14 protein-coding genes are annotated in these 16,442 nt (G+C 68.2%); 3 read left to right on the top strand and 11 right to left on the bottom strand.

From position 1 onward, the window contains the following. Nucleotides 1–57: 57 nt before the first annotated feature. The 5 genes from PV396_RS19195 to PV396_RS19175 all read right to left on the bottom strand — a co-directional run bounded on the left by PV396_RS19195 (nt 58) and on the right by PV396_RS19175 (nt 5,423). Nucleotides 58–552: an LURP-one-related/scramblase family protein gene (locus PV396_RS19195; RefSeq protein ID WP_319206052.1), complete on the bottom strand. Its 495-nt coding sequence runs from the start codon at nt 550–552 to the stop codon at nt 58–60. 92 nt (nt 553–644) lie between these two features. Further along, the gene (locus tag PV396_RS19190) at nt 645–863 is read right to left on the bottom strand and encodes a DUF6458 family protein (RefSeq protein WP_319206050.1); all 219 of its coding nucleotides are present in this window, start codon (nt 861–863) and stop codon (nt 645–647) included. A 111-nt stretch (nt 864–974) separates the two neighbouring features. Then, nucleotides 975–2,297 carry a M18 family aminopeptidase gene (locus PV396_RS19185; protein WP_319206048.1) on the bottom strand — a complete coding sequence of 441 codons (1,323 nt, stop codon included), beginning with the start codon at nt 2,295–2,297 and terminating at the stop codon, nt 975–977. Nucleotides 2,298–2,533: 236 nt separating this feature from the next. Further along, nucleotides 2,534–4,360, bottom strand: a complete 1,827-nt coding sequence (locus tag PV396_RS19180) for an acyl-CoA dehydrogenase (RefSeq protein ID WP_319206366.1) — start codon at nt 4,358–4,360, stop codon at nt 2,534–2,536. A gap of 172 nt (nt 4,361–4,532) precedes the next feature. Continuing rightward, nucleotides 4,533–5,423, bottom strand: coding sequence for an intradiol ring-cleavage dioxygenase (locus PV396_RS19175; protein WP_319206046.1), 891 nt, complete (start codon nt 5,421–5,423; stop codon nt 4,533–4,535). Nucleotides 5,424–5,630: 207 nt separating this feature from the next. On the opposite strand from PV396_RS19175, the gene PV396_RS19170 reads away from it, so the two are divergent. From PV396_RS19170 to PV396_RS19160, 3 genes are all read left to right on the top strand, one after another. Further along, nucleotides 5,631–6,095 (top strand): SseB family protein, encoded by a 465-nt coding sequence (locus PV396_RS19170; RefSeq protein ID WP_235476750.1) that lies wholly within the window; start codon nt 5,631–5,633, stop codon nt 6,093–6,095. Nucleotides 6,096–6,299: 204 nt separating this feature from the next. Next, on the top strand, nt 6,300–8,468 hold the full coding sequence (locus PV396_RS19165; RefSeq protein WP_319206044.1) for an Ig-like domain repeat protein: 2,169 nt from the start codon (nt 6,300–6,302) through the stop codon (nt 8,466–8,468). A gap of 112 nt (nt 8,469–8,580) precedes the next feature. Beyond that, entirely contained in the window at nt 8,581–9,552 is a 972-nt protein-coding gene (locus tag PV396_RS19160; protein WP_319206042.1) for a pirin family protein, read from the top strand. Between the two features lie 90 nt (nt 9,553–9,642). Here PV396_RS19160 and PV396_RS19155 read toward each other — a convergent pair whose 3' ends face one another. The 6 genes from PV396_RS19155 to PV396_RS19130 all read right to left on the bottom strand — a co-directional run bounded on the left by PV396_RS19155 (nt 9,643) and on the right by PV396_RS19130 (nt 16,440). Further along, the gene (locus PV396_RS19155; protein WP_319206364.1) at nt 9,643–10,302 is read right to left on the bottom strand and encodes a DUF397 domain-containing protein; all 660 of its coding nucleotides are present in this window, start codon (nt 10,300–10,302) and stop codon (nt 9,643–9,645) included. 118 nt (nt 10,303–10,420) lie between these two features. Continuing rightward, the gene (locus PV396_RS19150; RefSeq protein WP_319206040.1) at nt 10,421–11,422 is read right to left on the bottom strand and encodes a hypothetical protein; all 1,002 of its coding nucleotides are present in this window, start codon (nt 11,420–11,422) and stop codon (nt 10,421–10,423) included. A 42-nt stretch (nt 11,423–11,464) separates the two neighbouring features. Next, complete coding sequence (locus PV396_RS19145) at nt 11,465–12,580, bottom strand: DUF3696 domain-containing protein (RefSeq protein WP_319206038.1); 1,116 nt, start codon at nt 12,578–12,580, stop codon at nt 11,465–11,467. Further along, on the bottom strand, nt 12,577–13,761 hold the full coding sequence (locus PV396_RS19140; protein ID WP_319206036.1) for a DUF262 domain-containing protein: 1,185 nt from the start codon (nt 13,759–13,761) through the stop codon (nt 12,577–12,579). The genes PV396_RS19145 and PV396_RS19140 overlap by 4 nt, the downstream gene beginning before the upstream one ends. Before the next feature lie 277 nt (nt 13,762–14,038). After that, nucleotides 14,039–14,935, bottom strand: coding sequence for a Bro-N domain-containing protein (locus PV396_RS19135; protein WP_319206034.1), 897 nt, complete (start codon nt 14,933–14,935; stop codon nt 14,039–14,041). A gap of 86 nt (nt 14,936–15,021) precedes the next feature. Further along, entirely contained in the window at nt 15,022–16,440 is a 1,419-nt protein-coding gene (locus PV396_RS19130) for a cytochrome P450 (RefSeq protein ID WP_319206032.1), read from the bottom strand. Nucleotides 16,441–16,442 lie beyond the last annotated feature (2 nt).

Raw genomic sequence — 16,442 nt, 5'->3', positions numbered from 1 at the left:
CTTGTCCTCAAACGCCGGACGGGCTGAGGGTGCGGGCCGGGGTGAAGTGACGTGGCCTCAGGTGTCCGCGCGTTCCTTCTCTGCCAGGTGGATCACGCAGATCGTCACCGCGATCAGTAGTGCCGGGTCCGCGTCCTCGCGGACCACGTCCACTCCGTAGGTTTCGCGGATGTGCAGCCAGCGGCGGGAGATCTGGGCCAGGAGTTCGCCGTCGTACTCGACCGCGAACTCCCGGTCCAGGATCTTGCCGCTGACGTCCAGTTCCGTGCCGTCCACCAGCGTCACCCGGTAGTGGTTGCGCAGCAGGGACAGGCGTTTGCGTCTGATCGTCGCCAGCGGGGCGCCGTCCCGTTCGATCACCATCGTGTCCCGCAGGGCGAACATCTTGCGGTGGATGTCGATCAGGACCCGGCCCTCGGTGTCCTTCAGCTCGAAGGTGTCCCGCAGCCGCATCGCCTTGCCGTCGACCAGGTACACCTTGGTGCCGTGCCGGTCCTCGATCCAGTAGTCGTCGCCGATGCCGAGCAGCCGGTCGCGTACGAGGAATCTCATGTCCTCACCGCTTCCCCGCCACCGCGTCCCCGACGCCGCCGGGGCGCCACGGGTACGCCGATGGGCGCATGGTTCAGCAGAGTTGAGCTGGCTCAGCCGTGGTGCCGGTCGTCGTCGATCACCGTCGTCGAGGGCGGGATCAGGACCCGCCTGCGCCTGGCCACGCTGCGGAACGCCAGGGCGCCGATCAGCCCGACGATCATCAGGATGACCCCGACCAGGTCGAGGTTGACCCCCTCCATCTCCCAGTCGGTCGCGAACGTGAGGATGGCTCCCACGGCGATGAGGATGATGCATCCGCCGAGGCTCATGAGTGTTGCCTCCCTGTCCGGGTCCGGTCGTTGCCGGTCGGTCCGGTGGATCCGGTTGTTCCGGTGGCATTCGGGTGCCCGGCCCTGGGACAGGTATGCGCGGCGGCGTGACTACCCTTCCAGGAAAGCCACCAGGGCGTTGGCGAGCAGGTGCGGGTCGTCGGCGCCGCACAACTCCCGCGCGCTGTGCATCGACAGGATCGCCACACCGATGTCGACCGTCTTGATGCCGTGCCTCGCGGCGGTGATCGGACCGATCGTCGTGCCGCAGGGCATGGAGTTGTTGGAGACGAAGTTCTGGAACGGGACGCCGGCCCTGTCACAGGCAGCGGCCCAGATCGCGCGGCCCGAACCGTCCGTGGCATAGCGGTTGTTGACGTTGACCTTGAGGATCGGGCCGCCGTTGACACGCGGGTGGTGCGTCGGGTCGTGGCGCTCCGCGTAGTTGGGGTGGACGGCGTGGCCCGTGTCGGAGGAGAGGCACACGGTGCCCGCGAACGCCCTTGCCCGGTCCTCGTACGATCCGCCCCGCGCGAACACCGAACGCTCCAGCACGCCGCCGAGCAGCGGGCCGTCCGCGCCCGTGTCGCTCTGCGAGCCGTTCTCCTCGTGGTCGAAGGCCGCGAGGACCGGGATGTACGGGAGTTCGGCGGAGCTCGCGGACACGGCTGCCAGGGCGGCTGTGGCGGCGTGTACTGACAGCAGGTTGTCCATGCGCGGTCCTGCGACCAGCTCCCGGTCGCGGCCCAGGTACGCGGGCGGTTCGACGGAGTGGGTCATCAGGTCCCAGCCGGTGACCTCGCCCGGCGCGAGTCCGGACTCCTGTTCGAGGTAGGCGATCAGGTCGCCCTCTCGGACGTCGTCCGACATGCCCCAGATCGGCTGCATGTTGCGCTGCTTGTCGAGCTTCAGCCCGTCGGTGTTCACCGCGCGGTCGAGGTGGATGGCGAGCTGGGGGACTCGCAGCAGGGGCCGGTCGATGTTCACCAGGCGCGAGGTGCCGTCCCGCAGGGTGAGGCGGCCGGCCAGGCCCAGGTCGCGGTCGAGCCAGGAGTTGAGCAGCGGTCCGCCGTAGATCTCCACGGCGACCTGGCGCCAGCCGTGTCCGCCGAGGTCCGGCACCGGCTTGACGCGCAGGTTGGGGGAGTCGGTGTGGGCGCCGACGATCCGGAAGGGGGTGTGCGGCGCGGCGCCCTCGGGGACGTACCAGGCCACGATCGCGCCGCCACGCAGCACGTACTTGCCGCCGCTGACCGCGGTGGAGGACGCGGCGGTCTCCGCGTCCCAGGCGTCCGTCTCGGCGACCTGGCGGAAGCCGGCCTTCTCCAGCCGCTGGGCGGTGTTCGCCACGGCGTGGTACGGCGACGGACTCGCCGCCAGGAAGGACATCAGGTCGTCGGTGAGGCCGCGGTCGAAGCGGTGGGGTGCGCTCATGGGGTTCACCTTAACGACGTAACGGCGCCCGCTCCCTGGGATGGCGAGCGGGCTCTCGTAACGGGGGTGTGAAGGCGGGACAACTGGCTCGGGAGTCAGGTTTCGGACAGCGGACGGACCGTGGGGATGTGTCCTGGTTCAGCCGGGAGACCGACGACGGCGGCCCGCCCCCGAGAGTGGACCCGGGTACGGACCGCCGTACTTGTGCGGTCACTGGCCTGTGACCGACCGGTGGCTCAGAAGGCCGCCTCGTCCAGGTCCATCACGTCGAGGTCGACGCCGGCCGCCAGCTTGCGGGCGCCGGTGACGCCCGGCAGGACGTTGGCCGCGAAGAACTTCGCCGCCGCGATCTTGCCCGAGTAGAACGGGACGTCCTTCGCGGACGCGGTCGCCAGCTTCTCGGCGGCCACGGCGGCACCCTTGAGGAGCAGGTAGCCGACGACGACGTCACCCGAGGCCATCAGCAGGCGGGTGGTGTTGAGGCCCACCTTGTAGATGTTCTTGACGTCCTGCTCGGTCGCCGCGAGGTCCGTCAGCATCAGGCCGACGATCGCCTCCAGCTCGACGGCCGCCTTGGCGAGGTGCTCGCGCGCCACCGCCAGGTCCTCGCCGCCCGTGCCCGGCGCCAGGAACTTCTTGATCTCCTCGGCGAGGGAGTTGAGGGCCGCGCCCTGGTTGCGGACGATCTTCCGGAAGAAGAAGTCCTGGCCCTGGATCGCGGTCGTGCCCTCGTACAGGGTGTCGATCTTGGCGTCGCGGATGTACTGCTCGATCGGGTACTCCTGCAGGAACCCGGAGCCGCCGAAGGTCTGGAGCGACTGGGCGAGCTGCTCGTAGCCCTTCTCGGAGCCGTAGCCCTTGACGATCGGCAGGAGCAGGTCGTTCAGGGCCTCCAGGGCGGCGGTGTCCTCGCCGGCCGCCTCCTTGACCTGGATCTCGTCCTGCACGGAGGCCGTGTAGAGCACCAGGGCGCGCATGCCCTCGGCGTACGCCTTCTGCGTGATCAGCGAGCGGCGGACGTCCGGGTGGTGCGTGATGGTGACCTTGGGCGCCGTCTTGTCCATGAAGTTGGCCAGATCCGGACCCTGGACGCGCTCCTTGGCGTACTCGAGGGCGTTGAGGTAGCCGGTCGATAGCGTCGAGATGGCCTTCGTGCCGACCATCATGCGGGCGAACTCGATGATCCGGAACATCTGGCGGATGCCGTCGTGCTTGTCGCCGATCAGCCAGCCCTTGGCCGGGTGGCGGTCGCCGAAGGTCATCTCGCAGGTGTTGGAGGCCTTGAGGCCCATCTTGTGCTCGACGTTCGTCGCGTACACGCCGTTGCGCTCGCCGAGCTCGCCCGTCTCGAAGTCGAAGAGGAACTTCGGTACGAGGAAGAGGGACAGGCCCTTGGTGCCGGGGCCGTGGCCCTCAGGGCGCGCGAGGACGTAGTGGAGGATGTTCTCCTCCATGTCGTGCTCACCCGAGGTGATGAACCGCTTCACACCCTCGATGTGCCAGGAGCCGTCCTCCTGCTGGACCGCCTTGGTGCGGCCGGCGCCCACGTCCGAGCCGGCGTCCGGCTCGGTGAGGACCATGGTGGAGCCCCAGGTCCGGTCGACCGCGATCTGGGCGATCTTCTTCTGTACGTCGTTGCCCTCGTCGAAGAGGATGCCGGCGAACGCAGGACCGGAGGCGTACATCCACACGGCCGGGTTCGCGCCGAGCAGCAGCTCCGCGTAGGACCAGATCAGGGAGCGCGGCGCGGTGGTGCCGCCGATCTCCTCGGGCAGGCCGAGGCGCCAGTACTCCGACTCCATGAAGGCCTTGTAGCTCTTCTTGAAGGACGCCGGGACGGGCGCGGTGTTCGTCGTGGGGTCGAAGACCGGCGGGGTGCGGTCGCCGTCGGCGAAGGACTCCGCCAGCTCGTTCTCCGCGAGGCGCGTCATCTCCTCGAGGATGCTCCTGGCGGTGTCCGCGTCCATCTCCGCGAACGGACCCGTGCCGTACAGCTTGTCGCGCCCGAGGACCTCGAAGAGGTTGAACTCGATGTCGCGGAGATTCGACTTGTAGTGCCCCATGGCGACGGCTCCGTAGAGAGATCGGCGAGGCACTGGCTCCTCGCGCCTAATTCACATACCAACTAGTAGCTACCTTCCACGATGATGCTACCCGTCGGTAATAAGGCGCAACCCCAATCAGGTCATGTGTGACGCGTAACGCCCCCGGGGTCGATGGTTGGTGCCGAATGGTCTAGACCGGGACGGTGAGGGTGGCCGTGTAGCCCTTGTCCGCGCTGCCCTCCGTGGCGGCCAGCTGGTGGTCGTAGCCGTCCCTGAAGATCATGTCGGTGTCGAGGGAGAGCTCGGCGAGGTTCCCCACGCTGTCGCCGTAGCCGTCCGTCGCGTACACCGTGTCGCAGACGTCCTTCGGGAACGCGAGCTGCGAGGTGTTCGTTGTCGACGTGGCCGCGGTCGCGTCCGCAAGGCTGCCGTAGACCTCGAAGTGGATGTGCGGCCAGCGGCCCTTGTAGCAGCCAGGGAAGATGCTGGTGAAGGTGACCTGGCCCTTGTCGTCCGTCTCCTGGACGCCCCGGAGGTAGTTCTCGTCGGTGACTCCCTCCGTATAGAGGGAGTAGTCGCCCGCGCGGTCGCAGTGCCACAGGTAGACGGCGGCGCCCGTCTTGGGGGTCCCGCAGCCGGAGGCCGCGTCGACGACGGTGAGCGTGACGGTCAGCGGCACCCCCTCGGCCGTACCGCCCGCGGAGTTCCCGAAGCTGGACCTGATGTCGCTCCGCACGACCCCGCTCTCCTTGAGCACGTTCACCCCGTTCGAGCCGTCGGCCGGGTAGGGGCCGGCGGTCTCGTCCGGGATGGTCGCGCACTCGGCGGACGAGGACGAGGACGAACTCGAGGATGCGGACGAGGAGGTTCCGGCTGTGGCGGAGGAGGACGTGGGGGCGTCGTCGGTGGTGCAGGCCGCAAGCGGCACCAGGCTCGCGCCGGCGAGCAGCCGGATCATCCGGCGGCGGGCGAGGACAGGGAGGTCGTAGGACAGACCCCTGTCGTGCTCGTGGTCCTCGTCGGCCCCGTGGTGCCCGTGATGCGCGTGGTTGCCGTGGTCGTGGTGTCCGTGTCCGCTCATGGTCGTCCGTCTCCCTCTGTCCGCGTCGCCGGCCCGTACCTGCCGGTTATTGCCCGGCTTTTGCCGCTGCCCGACGGTTTCTTTGTCGAGGCCGACGATATGAGTGCCACCTGTGGGAAACCGGGACCGGGCCTGTGAGCTCCCGATGGGGCGGTCTGTGGCACCGGCCCGCCCCGGGGCCACCGCGCTCTCGGTACTCTTGCGGCCATGTACGGCTATGACCAGAACGCTGGAGCGCAGCAGCAGTACGCCCAGCCGCAGCAGCAGATGCCGGGCGGGTACGGCCAGCAGCCGCCGCTGTACCCCGAGCCGTCCCCGCCGTCCCTCGCGGACGCGGTGCGCGCCTTCACGACGGGCTCGATGTCGGCCGAGGACTTCCAGCAGGTCTTCGCCACGTCGAAGGTGTACTGCCCGCGCGGCGACAATCCCGGCTTCCTCGCGCTGCACAACACCCAGCAGCCCGTGATCCCGATGTTCACCTCGCTGAAGGAGCTGCGCCGCTACGCCGGCAAGGAGTCCAAGTACTTCGTGATCACCGGCGCCGAGGTCATCGACCTGCTGCCCACCGGCTACGGCTTCGTCGTGGACATGGAGGGCGAGCACCGCATGGTGTTCGACGCGAAGGCGGTCGAGCAGATGGTGGAGTTCGCGATGCGCAGGATGTACGGCTGACGGACGGTCGCTTCTCTCCACTCTCTCCACATTTCCCCCACCTGTTCGAAAATCTCCACTGCGTTTGTCACAGGCATGCCATAGGGTTCCTTCTGGCAGCCGCGCCCCACTGGTTACCGCTCAGGCGGTCGCTTCTGGGTGTCGCGCGGCGCTCTCAGCTCCCGGCGGTGCCGGGTTCTTCTGTGGGGGTTCATTACTGTGCGCATGCGCAGCACTTCGACCGCGACGGCACTCGCCGTCCTCTTCAGCTCGGCGGCGCTCAGTGTCGTCGCCACCGGCACGGCCTCGGCGGCCGTCGCCAACGTCCGCTCGCCCGGGGGGATCGTGGCGGACGGGACTTTGAAGCGGGTGTTCGTCGGTGACAGCGGCCTCGGCCGTGTACTCGCGACGAACTACTCGGGGACCGTCGTCGACACCGCCAACGGTCTCGGCCCGGTCGCCGACCTGGCGCTGTCCGACGACGGCCGCACCCTGTACGCGTCCCTGCCCACGCGGGGACAGATCGTGGCCCTCGACCCGGCCACCCTCGACGCCAAGGCCCGCTACGACATTCCCACCGACACCGGCCCGCGCCACCTCGCCTTCGCCGGCGGCAAGCTCTGGTTCAGCTACGGCGACCAGTGGGACGGCAACCTGGGCTCCATCGACCCGACGGTGACCGAGGACCCGGCTCCGGAACCGACCGACCCGGCTCCCGAACCGACCGAGCCGACGCCGGATCCGACGGCGCCGCCGTCCGAACCGCCGACGACACCGCCCGCGCCGGACCCCACCGACCCGAGCGAGGACCCCTCCGCGGAGCCGTCCACGGAGCCGTCGGCCGAGCCCACGACGGAGCCGACGCTCGACCCGCCCACCGAGACCTCCACCAGGACTCTGGCGAACCGGGCCGCGGCCGCGGTCGGTCAGGTGTCGATGGGACAGCTCCCCGAGGGCACCCACGGCATCTGGGGCCAGGCGCTGCTCGACTCGAGCACGTCGGCGCCCGGTCTGCTGGCCCTCGCCGAGACCGGCGACTCCTCCTCGACGCTCGCCGTCCTGGACGTCTCCGGAGCGAAGCCCCGGCTGGTCGCGTACCACGACACCAGCTACGAGCTCAACTACGGCCTCGGTGACATCGACATCGTCCCCGGCGCCGCACAGGTGCTGGCCGACGGTACGGACCGGGACACCTACGCGAACGGCACCTTCAAGAAGACGGGCGCCTACCCGGCCGGCCAGCGCGCCGACATCGCCCCCAACGGCCTGGTCGCCCAGGCCAACGGCAACAAGGTGGCCATCTTCCGGCCGAACGCGACGAGGCCGCTGCGCACCTACACGGCCGGCACGTACGCCACCGCCGACCTGGCCTGGGCGCCCGACGCCTCCCGGGTCTTCGCCCTGGTCGGGACCGCCGACGGTTACACCCTCAAGGCGCTCACCGACCCGACGAAGAACGCGCCGACCCTGACGGTGAACGCGCCGTCGACGGCAACCCGGGCCAGGAAGCTCACGGTCACCGGCAAGCTGTCGGCGTCGGTCGCGCTGCCGGCCGGCGTCAAGCTGAAGGTCACCCGGACCGACCTGGAGTCCCCCAGCGGCAAGACCCTGCCGCCGGTCCCGGTGAAGTCGAACGGCACCTACTCGTTCACGGACACCCCGCCCGCCGGTGGCACCGTCACCTACAAGGTGGCGTACCTGGGTGACGCCGCGCACCTCGCGGCGAGCGCCTCCGACAAGGTCACGGTGTCCCGTACGGCGCCGACGCTGACCCTGAACAACAACAAGAAGATCTACAACTACGGCGCCGACGTCCGCTTCACCGCGCACCTGGGCTCCACGTACAAGAACCGTACGGTCGAGATCTGGGCCGACCCGTACGGCACCGACAAGCCGAAGAAGCTGATCAAGTCTGCCCGGGTCAACTCCGCGGGGAACCTCACGGTGACCCTGGACATGACCCGCGACACGGCCGTCATCGCGGTCTACAAGGGTGACGCCCGCTTCGCGCCCAAGTCGGCCAAGGTCACGGCGTACGCGCGGGTGCGGATCTCCACGGCCGTGTCCCGGCACTACAAGACGGCCAAGATCGGCTCGACCTCGTACTACTGGTTCCACAAGAACACCTCCCCGCTGCTGACGACCTCGATGCCGTACTACCCGAACCGCGAGCAGCGCTTCGACCTGCAGGTCTTCTTCGAGGGCACGTGGTACTCCGCCGAGTCGCAGTACTTCGGGATCGGCACGAACGGCAAGTCGGCGGTCGAGCTGCCGGCGCCGGGTGAGTCGGGCATCCGGGCCCGGATGCGGTCGGTCTACGTCGACGGTTCCTCGGGCGACAACGTGAACACGACGACGGTCGGTGCGTGGAAGTACCTGTACTTCAGCAACTAGTCGTAACCAGTAGGCGGCGAAGGCCCGGAGGGAATGTCCTCCGGGCCTTCGCCGTTAGGGGTAGCAGAAAGTTCAACAGTCAACTAAACTGGCCGCACAAGGAGGTCCCGACATGCCTGCAGTGACCGTCGAGAACACGCTGATCCTGCCCCGTGTGGCCGCTCCGGCCGAGGCCGTGGCGCGTCCCGTGCTCACCGTGACGACCGCGCCGAGCGGTTTCGAGGGTGAGGGATTCCCGGTGCGCCGAGCGTTCGCCGGAATCGCCTACCGTCACCTCGACCCGTTCATCATGATGGACCAGATGGGTGAGGTGGAGTACGCGCCGGGCGAGCCCAAGGGCACCCCCTGGCATCCCCACCGCGGCTTCGAGACCGTCACCTACATCATGGACGGGATCTTCGACCACCAGGACTCGCAGGGTGGCGGCGGCACCATCACCAACGGCGACACCCAGTGGATGACGGCCGGCTCGGGCCTCCTGCACATCGAGGCGCCCCCGGAGTCCCTCGTCATGTCCGGCGGCCTCTTCCACGGCATCCAGCTGTGGGTGAACCTCCCGGCCAAGGACAAGATGATGGCCCCGCGCTACCAGGACATCCGTGGCGGTCAGGTCCAGCTCCTCACGTCCCACGACGGCGGCGCCCTCCTGCGCGTCATCGCCGGTGAGCTGGACGGTCACCAGGGTCCCGGTATCACGCACACCCCGATCAGCCTGGTCCACGCCACGCTGGCGCCGGGCGCGGAGGTCACCCTGCCGTGGCGGGAGGACTTCAACGGGCTGGCGTACGTTCTCGCGGGGCGCGGCAGTGTGGGGGTGGACCGGCGTCCGGTCCACAAGGGCCAGACCGCGGTGTTCGGGGCCGGCTCGTCCCTGACGATCCGCGCGGACGAACTGCAGGACGCGAACTCCCCGGACCTGGAGGTCCTGCTCCTCGGCGGCCAGCCGATCCGTGAGCCGATGGCGCACTACGGCCCGTTCGTGATGAACACGAGGGCGGAGCTTGAGCAGGCGTTCGAGGACTTCCAGAAGGGCCGGCTGGGGACGATCCCGGCGGTTCACGGAATGTCCGAGGGTGGTCTGTAAAACCCTGGAAAGTTCAGTACTGTACGACCAGGCCCGAAGTCGCAACTACGTTTTGCGACTTCGGGCCTGTCTTTCTTTGGGGCTAGTGGGCTACGGCAGGACGTAGAACGGTGCGCCGTCCGGAGCGCGGCCCACCTGTCGCACACACCCGTGCTCGGACAGCAACTCCAGGGCGTTGCTGACGCGGTCGGGTGTCAGCCCGGTGTGGACCGCGATCTCCTCCACCCTGTAGTCGGCGCCGCCGTGCAGCAGGGCCGGGGCCAGGTGGGCGGCCACCGTGTGGACGTCCTCGGTGACGGTGAGGTTCCTGGACTTCCAGTTGGACAGGAGCTGCTCGGGCGTCAACTCCGGTGCCTGGACGGTTCGGGTGCGGTCGTTGGGACGTCGGAGGGTCTGGGCGATGTCCCGCAGTACGTCGACCATCACCTTCTGCTTGGTGTCGATCTGACGCAGGGCGTCCTCCTGCCGGTCGAGGCGTTTTCCGAGACGGACGAGGGCGTTGGCGAGTTGCTGGGGGACTGCGTAGCCGGTGACGGTGGTCGGGGTGGGTTGGATGACGTTCATTCGGATGGACGCGACGAAGGTCGACCAAGTAGCCGTGCCGAAGAGGAGAGCCGGGCCGGTGGGATTCTTGCTGCCGCGGACCGGGGTGTGGGCCGGGTGGGCGTCGGACACCTCCAGGCAGTCGCCGTTGTTGCTGCCGCTGTGGTTGGACTTGCGCCAGGCGGGGAGGGCCGACGTTTCACGGATGCCGAACCGCGACGTACGCGATGCAGTGCGCCGTGTGCGAGGAGTCCTCGGCGGCCGAGGTCGACTTCGGCGGGCCGGCCTTGGCGGGCCTGGTGGAGGGTGTGAGCGTACGGGCCGGTCAGCTCAGATGGTCCCTGAAGACGCCGACCAGGACCCGGTCGTCGTACGCGGGGATCGGGAGTGAGAAGTGCACACGATCCCGGTCCCACAGGCGCTTGCCGTGCCACTCGCAGCGGTAGGTGCTGCCGCGGTAGGTGACGTTGCGCTCCGCCCAGGCCTTCGCGTTCTTCTTCGTGTTGGCGCTCTCGGGGGAGATGTCGAGGTCCATCGCGGAGAACCTGGCCATCACCTGGTTCTGGTCACCGGAGCATGCGGCGAGGGTATGGGCGAAGTGGTCGCTCAGGGCGCCCAGCAACTGCACCAGCCAGGGCAGGACCTCGGCGTAGGAGCCCTTGAAGCGGCTCAGACTCAGGGATTCGGCGAAGAGCAGGCCGGGGAAGGCGTCCTCGGTGAGGGTGAAGAAGCGGTCGGCGGAGACGGGCTCGTGGGTCTCGTGGGTGTAGACACCGCGCCAGAAACCGGGAGTGTCCTCAGGAGCGCGCAGCAGGTGCACCTGGACCCCGTCGTGGCTGTCCACCGGTTCCCGTTCCACCGTGATCCAGCCGGACGGCCAGTCCTCGCGCCCCGGGGCGTGCCAGGTCAGCAGGCAGGTCGTCGCCCGGCCGGCCGCCGCGCGGGACAGGGCGTGGGTGACACCCCAGGAGGGCTCCTGCCATGGCCCCTCCACGACCCTGACGGGCTGGGGCAGGTCCGACTCCTCCGGTTCCACCATTCGGCACTTGTCGAGGAGGCTTCCCAGGAGACGGCGCTCGTCGGGGGGAAGGCCGCCGTCCTTCGTGTACAGCGCGTCGGTCAGGGTGACGGACGGCAGGCATTCGGTGTCGTACGCCGGTTCCAGGAACGCGGTCCTGCGGCCGTCGGCCAGCGGTTCCAGTACCTCGGCGAGCGCGTCGAGGGCGTCGCGGCGCTCTGTGTCGGTCAGCGCACGCCAGTCGAAGCACTCCTCGCCGATGACGACGCGGTAGTCGTCCTCACCGTGGCTGTCCTCCCGGTCGTTCACCGGATACCCCCCTTTTTTTCATCCGGATCGCCCGGCCCTACGTCACCTGCCGCGCCGGGCGCGGGCCAGCCGTCCCAGGTCCGTTTCGATCTGGTCGAAGAATCCGTCGGGCCACCGGTCGAGTTCGCCCTTGTCGTTGATGCCGATGGGCAGGGACCGGTCGTGGTCGAAGTAGTGCGTGATCATGTCCGACGCGTCGATGGAGCGATCCTGGGCCACGGCCAGGCGGGCCCCGTTGAGGACGTGGTCGCTGTGGGTCTCCACCACGACCTGTACTCCGCTGCCCGCGACCCGGGCCAGGAACCGGCCCAGCTTCGACTGCCCCGCCGGGTGCAGGTGGGCCTCCGGGTTCTCGACGATCAGCAGGTCTCCGGGTTCGGTCAGCAGACCGGCGACGATGATCGGCAGGGCGTAGGAGACGCCGAAGCCGGTGTTGGCGGGGCGGAGGACCTCCTCGCCCTTGAGCCGGGTCTCGGCGAAGCGGATCGTGCTTGCCATCACGCCGACCGCGAGCTGGGCGGTGATCTGCACCGGGCGGATGATGTCCGAGGCCCAGGCCTCGGACTGAAGGCGGGGCTGGGACACGGCGAGGCCGGGGTGGTGGAGTTCGGGGCGGACCGTCCTGCGTCGGCTCACCGACCGGGTCTCCCGCAGGGCCAAAACCTGGGCCGTGTACTCGCCTCTGACGCCCACTCCGATGCTGTCGGGGTCGTCGGCGGAGACCTCCAGCATGTCGCGGGGGCCGAGGCGTTCGGCGCAGAGGTAGGTGAAGCCCGGGGGGCGGGCGCCGATTCCGGAGATGTCGGAGGACGGCCTTTCCATGACGTTCAGGTGGAGTGCCCGCTCATCGTCGGGAACGCCGAACACGTACGCCCATGCGTCGGCGTCCCGGGGACGCGGCCGTACTACGACGGTGTTCAGGTCGGTGGCGTCCCAGTGCAGCACGTCCCGGACCTCGCCCAGCGCCAGTCCCATCGGTCCGTTCAGCTGGACACTGCCACTGTCTGGGCTCGTGGCGGCGATCCTGGCCAGCAGGAGCGCCTGGATCAGCGAACTCTTGCCACCGCCGTTGACGCCGGTCAGGACGGTGAGAGGGCGCATCTCGAAGGACGCCGAGGAGAAACACTTGAAGCGTTCGATCTCCAGGGTGCCGATCACAGGCCGGCCCTCACGTCTTCGCGCGAGGCCTTGAACCGGTAGTCGACGCGGTGTCTGTCAGCGGTGGAGGAAGTGATGGCGTTGAGGTACTGGACATCCACGGTCATGCGCTTGCGTGCGGCATTCTGGATCGCCGTGCGGCGTGCGCGCAGGTCGGCCGTGGTGAACGAGGGGTCGGACAGGGCGATGGACCACGTCTCGAACAGGGCGCGGTTGATCGGGCTGCGCCAGTCCGCGTACGTGGGCCACTTACGGAACGCGTGCTCGCCGAAGACCAGGTAGGCGTGCGACATCGCCCGCTCGAAAGCGGACTCCAGTTCTGCCACCCGCTCGTCCGGTACCGAGTTCTGCTCGTCGAGCATCACCGTGGTGTCCATCAGGAAGTCCTCCATTACCGGACGCTTCCGGTACTCCTCCACTCCCTTCAACCAGAAGGCCGCAAAGCGCAGGGCCATCTCCCGGTCGTTCATACGGATGTGGTCGGTGAGACGTCCCCCGGTGGCCTTTTCAAAGGCGTCCGTGTGGGTCATGCGTTTGAGGATGTCGCGGCTGCGCTTCTTGCTCATGCAGTGGCGGATCTCCTGGGCGTTCAGCGGGGTGCCGCCGGTGTTGATCCGTTTGAAGATCTCGTAGGTGACCCCGCGCGGTGTCGTCGGGTCGATCACGTTGACGATCAACTGGGTATTGTGGATACGGCGTTGGAACGGCACCGGCAGGTCGGTGAAGCGTAGATCCTTCAAGTCGTGCAGGTGCTCCAGCTTGCTGAGCGAGAACCCTGCTGCTCCGCCCCTGACGAACGCGTGCAACGTGGACAGCCGCTGAAGGCCGTCGACCACGCGGTAACTGCCGTCCTGGTCCTCGGCGAAGTAGAAGGCGGGCAACGGGATCTGCAACAGGAGCGACTCGATCAGCAGGGACTTCTGGTCGCGGCGCCACACCTTCAGGCGCTGGAAGTCCGGCGCCAGCTCGATCGAGTCCTCGTCGATCTGGTCAAGGATGTTGCGCAGGGAGAACTGGTTGGTGCTCACCCGGATCTGCTCCGGATTCCAGGGTCGCTCGATCTGTGTCGTGTCCTCCTCGGCGGACTCCACCTCCACATCTGTGGCGATGCCCTCGAACACGTCCTCCACCACGTCGGGAGCCTGCGGAGCACCCTCGGCCGTCACATCCTCCGTCGTCATACGGTCATCCTAGGGGCGGGTCTCACGCGATCACGTGGCGGCGGCGTCACGGGAACTGCCCCGGAAGGCAGACGCGCGGAGTGCGGTGCGAAGGTCCGGGAGGGGGGAAGCTACCGCCCATTCCTGACAAGAGGGAAGTTCGGCGCTCATGGCTTCTCCGTCAACTTCTGTCCGAGGGTGGTCTGTAAACCCTGAAAAGTTCAGTACTGTACGACCGGGCCCGAAGTCGCAACTACGTTTTGCGACTTCGGGCCTGTCTTTCTTTGGGGCTAGTGGGCTACGGCAGGACGTAGAACGGTGCGCCGTCCGGAGCGCGGCCCACCTGTCGCACACACCCGTGCTCGGACAGCAACTCCAGGGCGTTGCTGACGCGGTCGGGTGTCAGCCCGGTGTGGACCGCGATCTCCTCCACCCTGTAGTCGGCGCCGCCGTGCAGCAGGGCCGGGGCCAGGTGGGCGGCCACCGTGTGGACGTCCTCGGTGACGGTGAGGTTCCTGGACTTCCAGTTGGACAGGAGCTGCTCGGGCGTCAACTCCGGTGCCTGGACGGTTCGGGTGCGGTCGTTGGGACGTCGGAGGGTCTGGGCGATGTCCCGCAGTACGTCGACCATTACCTTCTGGCTGTCGTTGATCTGGCGCAGTAGCTCGTCCGTACGGATGCTGCGCTGTTCGAGTGCGACGAGGGCGTCGGCCACCTGTTGCGGCATGACGTAGGCGGTGGCGCCGGTGGGAGCGGGCTGCAGGGGAGCCGGTTCCAGGGAGTAGGAACCGTCGCGCTGGATGGTGGCGATGACTTCGGAGACCCAGGCCTTGAAGGGCTGTGCCGACGGTTTGGTACAGCCGTTGACCAACCGGATCAGACCCTGGAGGTCCACGAGGTTCATGTCTCGACGCCACTCCCGACCTGCGGGAACGCTGAGACCATACCCTCCAGTTACGTTCTCGAGAGTCTCTCGGTGCTCTGTGGGGACATGGTCCGCCAGAGTCTTACTGGGGTTCCTGTACCCCAGCTTGTTGAGTACGTCCGCCGCGGGAAACCAGTGCGTCCCGTCCGGCAGGGTCAGCCTCCGTACCCGCGCCCCTGTGGCCGCGTACACGAAGTCACTGATGTCGATCGCGTCCTGCCGCTGTGCCGTCGAGTCGTTCGACGGCGGGTTGTTGTTCTGCTCGTACATCGAGCATCACCTCCGTCTGCGAAAGTAGGGAGGTGGGAGCGCTACTCGTGTTCGAAGCAATGATGTTCACTCATCTTGCTGACGGGTCACCTTCGCGCCCGCAGTCTCACCCGTGCCTCCCCCGCCGCCTGCAGGGTCACCGCCGCTGTCACCGGGATGTCCTTGTCCGGTGTTTCGAGGTTGTACTCGCGCAGGAGTACCGCCAGGGCGAGGACCGACTCCAGCATCGAGAAGTGGCGGCCGATGCATGCGCGCGGGCCGCCGCCGAACGGGAGCCAGGCGTAGCGGTGGCGGGCGGATTCGCGGGCGGGGGTGAAGCGGTCCGGGTCGAAGCGGTCGGGGGTGTCCCAGTGGGCCGGGTGGCGGTGGGTGACCCAGGGTGAGATCAGGACGTCCGCGCCCGCCGGGATGATGTGGCCGTCGATCTCTGTTTCCGCCACCGCCCGTCTGCCCATCAGCGGGGCGGCCGGATACAGGCGCATCGTTTCCTTCAAGACCATGGTCAGGTACGGGAGTTGGTCCATGGTCGTTGCCGTGTATGGCTCGTCTGGTGGGAGCGCGGCGACTTCCTTGTGGGCCCTTGCCTGTGCCTCGGGGTGGCAGGCCAGGAGGTGGAGGGCGAAGGTCAGTGATGTCGCCGTCGTCTCGTGGCCGGCGAGGAGGAACACGAGGACCTGGTCGCGGAGTTCGGTGGCGTCGAGGCTGCCGTCCTCGTCGTTCCGTGCCCAGGAGAGGAGGGAGAGAAGGTCCTCGCCCTCGTGCTCGGTCCCGGTTCCGTTGCTCCTGCGCGTCGCGATGATCCGGTCGCAGACCTCGTACACCTCCCGGGTCGCCGCCTGCGCGCGTCTGTTGGAGGGGGTGGGCCAGGTGCGCGGGAGTCTGAGCGGGGAGTAGGCCCGGCCTGTGATGTACGCGCTGACGACGGGGAAGTTGGCCCGGACGACGTCCACCGCGGCCTCGACGTCCGTTCCGAACAGGACACGGGCGACCGTGCGCAGCGCCAGGCGGTCGGTCTCCTGTACGACGTCCACCTCGGGGCGGTCGCGCCAGCGTTCCGCCATCGCCTCGGCCTCCTGGGTGATCGCCGTGGCGTAACTGTCGACCCGTTTTTTGGTGAACAGGGGCTGGATCAGGCGGCGTTGGCGGAGGTAGTCGTCGTCCTGGCTGGTGAGGAGGCCGTTGCCGGCGGTCTGGCGTATCTCCTCGTAGAAGACGTTGTCCTTGCGGAAGTTGGTGGCCTGAGTGGCCAGGACCTGCTGGGCGCCCTCGGGGGAGAAGACGCAGTACATGACCGTACGGAGTCCTGGCGGACCCGCCGCCACGCGGACCACGTCGCCGTACTCCCGTTGGGCGCGGACGAAGGTGCCGAGGGGGTCCCTGCGGAGGTCGAGGGCCGAGCCGAGGAGGGGGTGGCCGGTGGGGCCGGGGGCGGGAGGGGCAGCGGATGTCGTCCCCGGGGAGGTGGTTGTGCGTGCGGTCCTGCGTGAGGTGCGCGTGACAGCCATCT

The organism is Streptomyces sp. ME02-8801-2C, assembly GCF_033793965.1.
In the GTDB taxonomy this organism is placed as follows: Bacteria; Actinomycetota; Actinomycetes; order Streptomycetales; family Streptomycetaceae; genus Streptomyces.
Note: the sequence above shows the minus strand (reverse complement) of the source record. Positions and strands in the feature narration are given on the sequence as shown.

Bases quoted from the DNA above. Each gene is read 5' to 3' on its own strand.
- PV396_RS19180 (WP_319206366.1), bottom strand. From the start codon at position 4,360: ATGGGGCACTACAAGTCGAATCTCCGCGACATCGAGTTCAACCTCTTC.
- PV396_RS19190 (WP_319206050.1), bottom strand. From the start codon at position 863: ATGAGCCTCGGCGGATGCATCATCCTCATCGCCGTGGGAGCCATCCTC.
- PV396_RS19130 (WP_319206032.1), bottom strand. From the start codon at position 16,440: ATGGCTGTCACGCGCACCTCACGCAGGACCGCACGCACAACCACCTCC.
- PV396_RS19195 (WP_319206052.1), bottom strand. From the start codon at position 552: ATGAGATTCCTCGTACGCGACCGGCTGCTCGGCATCGGCGACGACTAC.
- PV396_RS19165 (WP_319206044.1), top strand. From the start codon at position 6,300: ATGCGCAGCACTTCGACCGCGACGGCACTCGCCGTCCTCTTCAGCTCG.
- PV396_RS19175 (WP_319206046.1), bottom strand. From the start codon at position 5,423: ATGAGCGGACACGGACACCACGACCACGGCAACCACGCGCATCACGGG.
- PV396_RS19185 (WP_319206048.1), bottom strand. From the start codon at position 2,297: ATGAGCGCACCCCACCGCTTCGACCGCGGCCTCACCGACGACCTGATG.
- PV396_RS19135 (WP_319206034.1), bottom strand. From the start codon at position 14,935: ATGTACGAGCAGAACAACAACCCGCCGTCGAACGACTCGACGGCACAG.
- PV396_RS19170 (WP_235476750.1), top strand. From the start codon at position 5,631: ATGTACGGCTATGACCAGAACGCTGGAGCGCAGCAGCAGTACGCCCAG.
- PV396_RS19160 (WP_319206042.1), top strand. From the start codon at position 8,581: ATGCCTGCAGTGACCGTCGAGAACACGCTGATCCTGCCCCGTGTGGCC.
- PV396_RS19140 (WP_319206036.1), bottom strand. From the start codon at position 13,761: ATGACGACGGAGGATGTGACGGCCGAGGGTGCTCCGCAGGCTCCCGAC.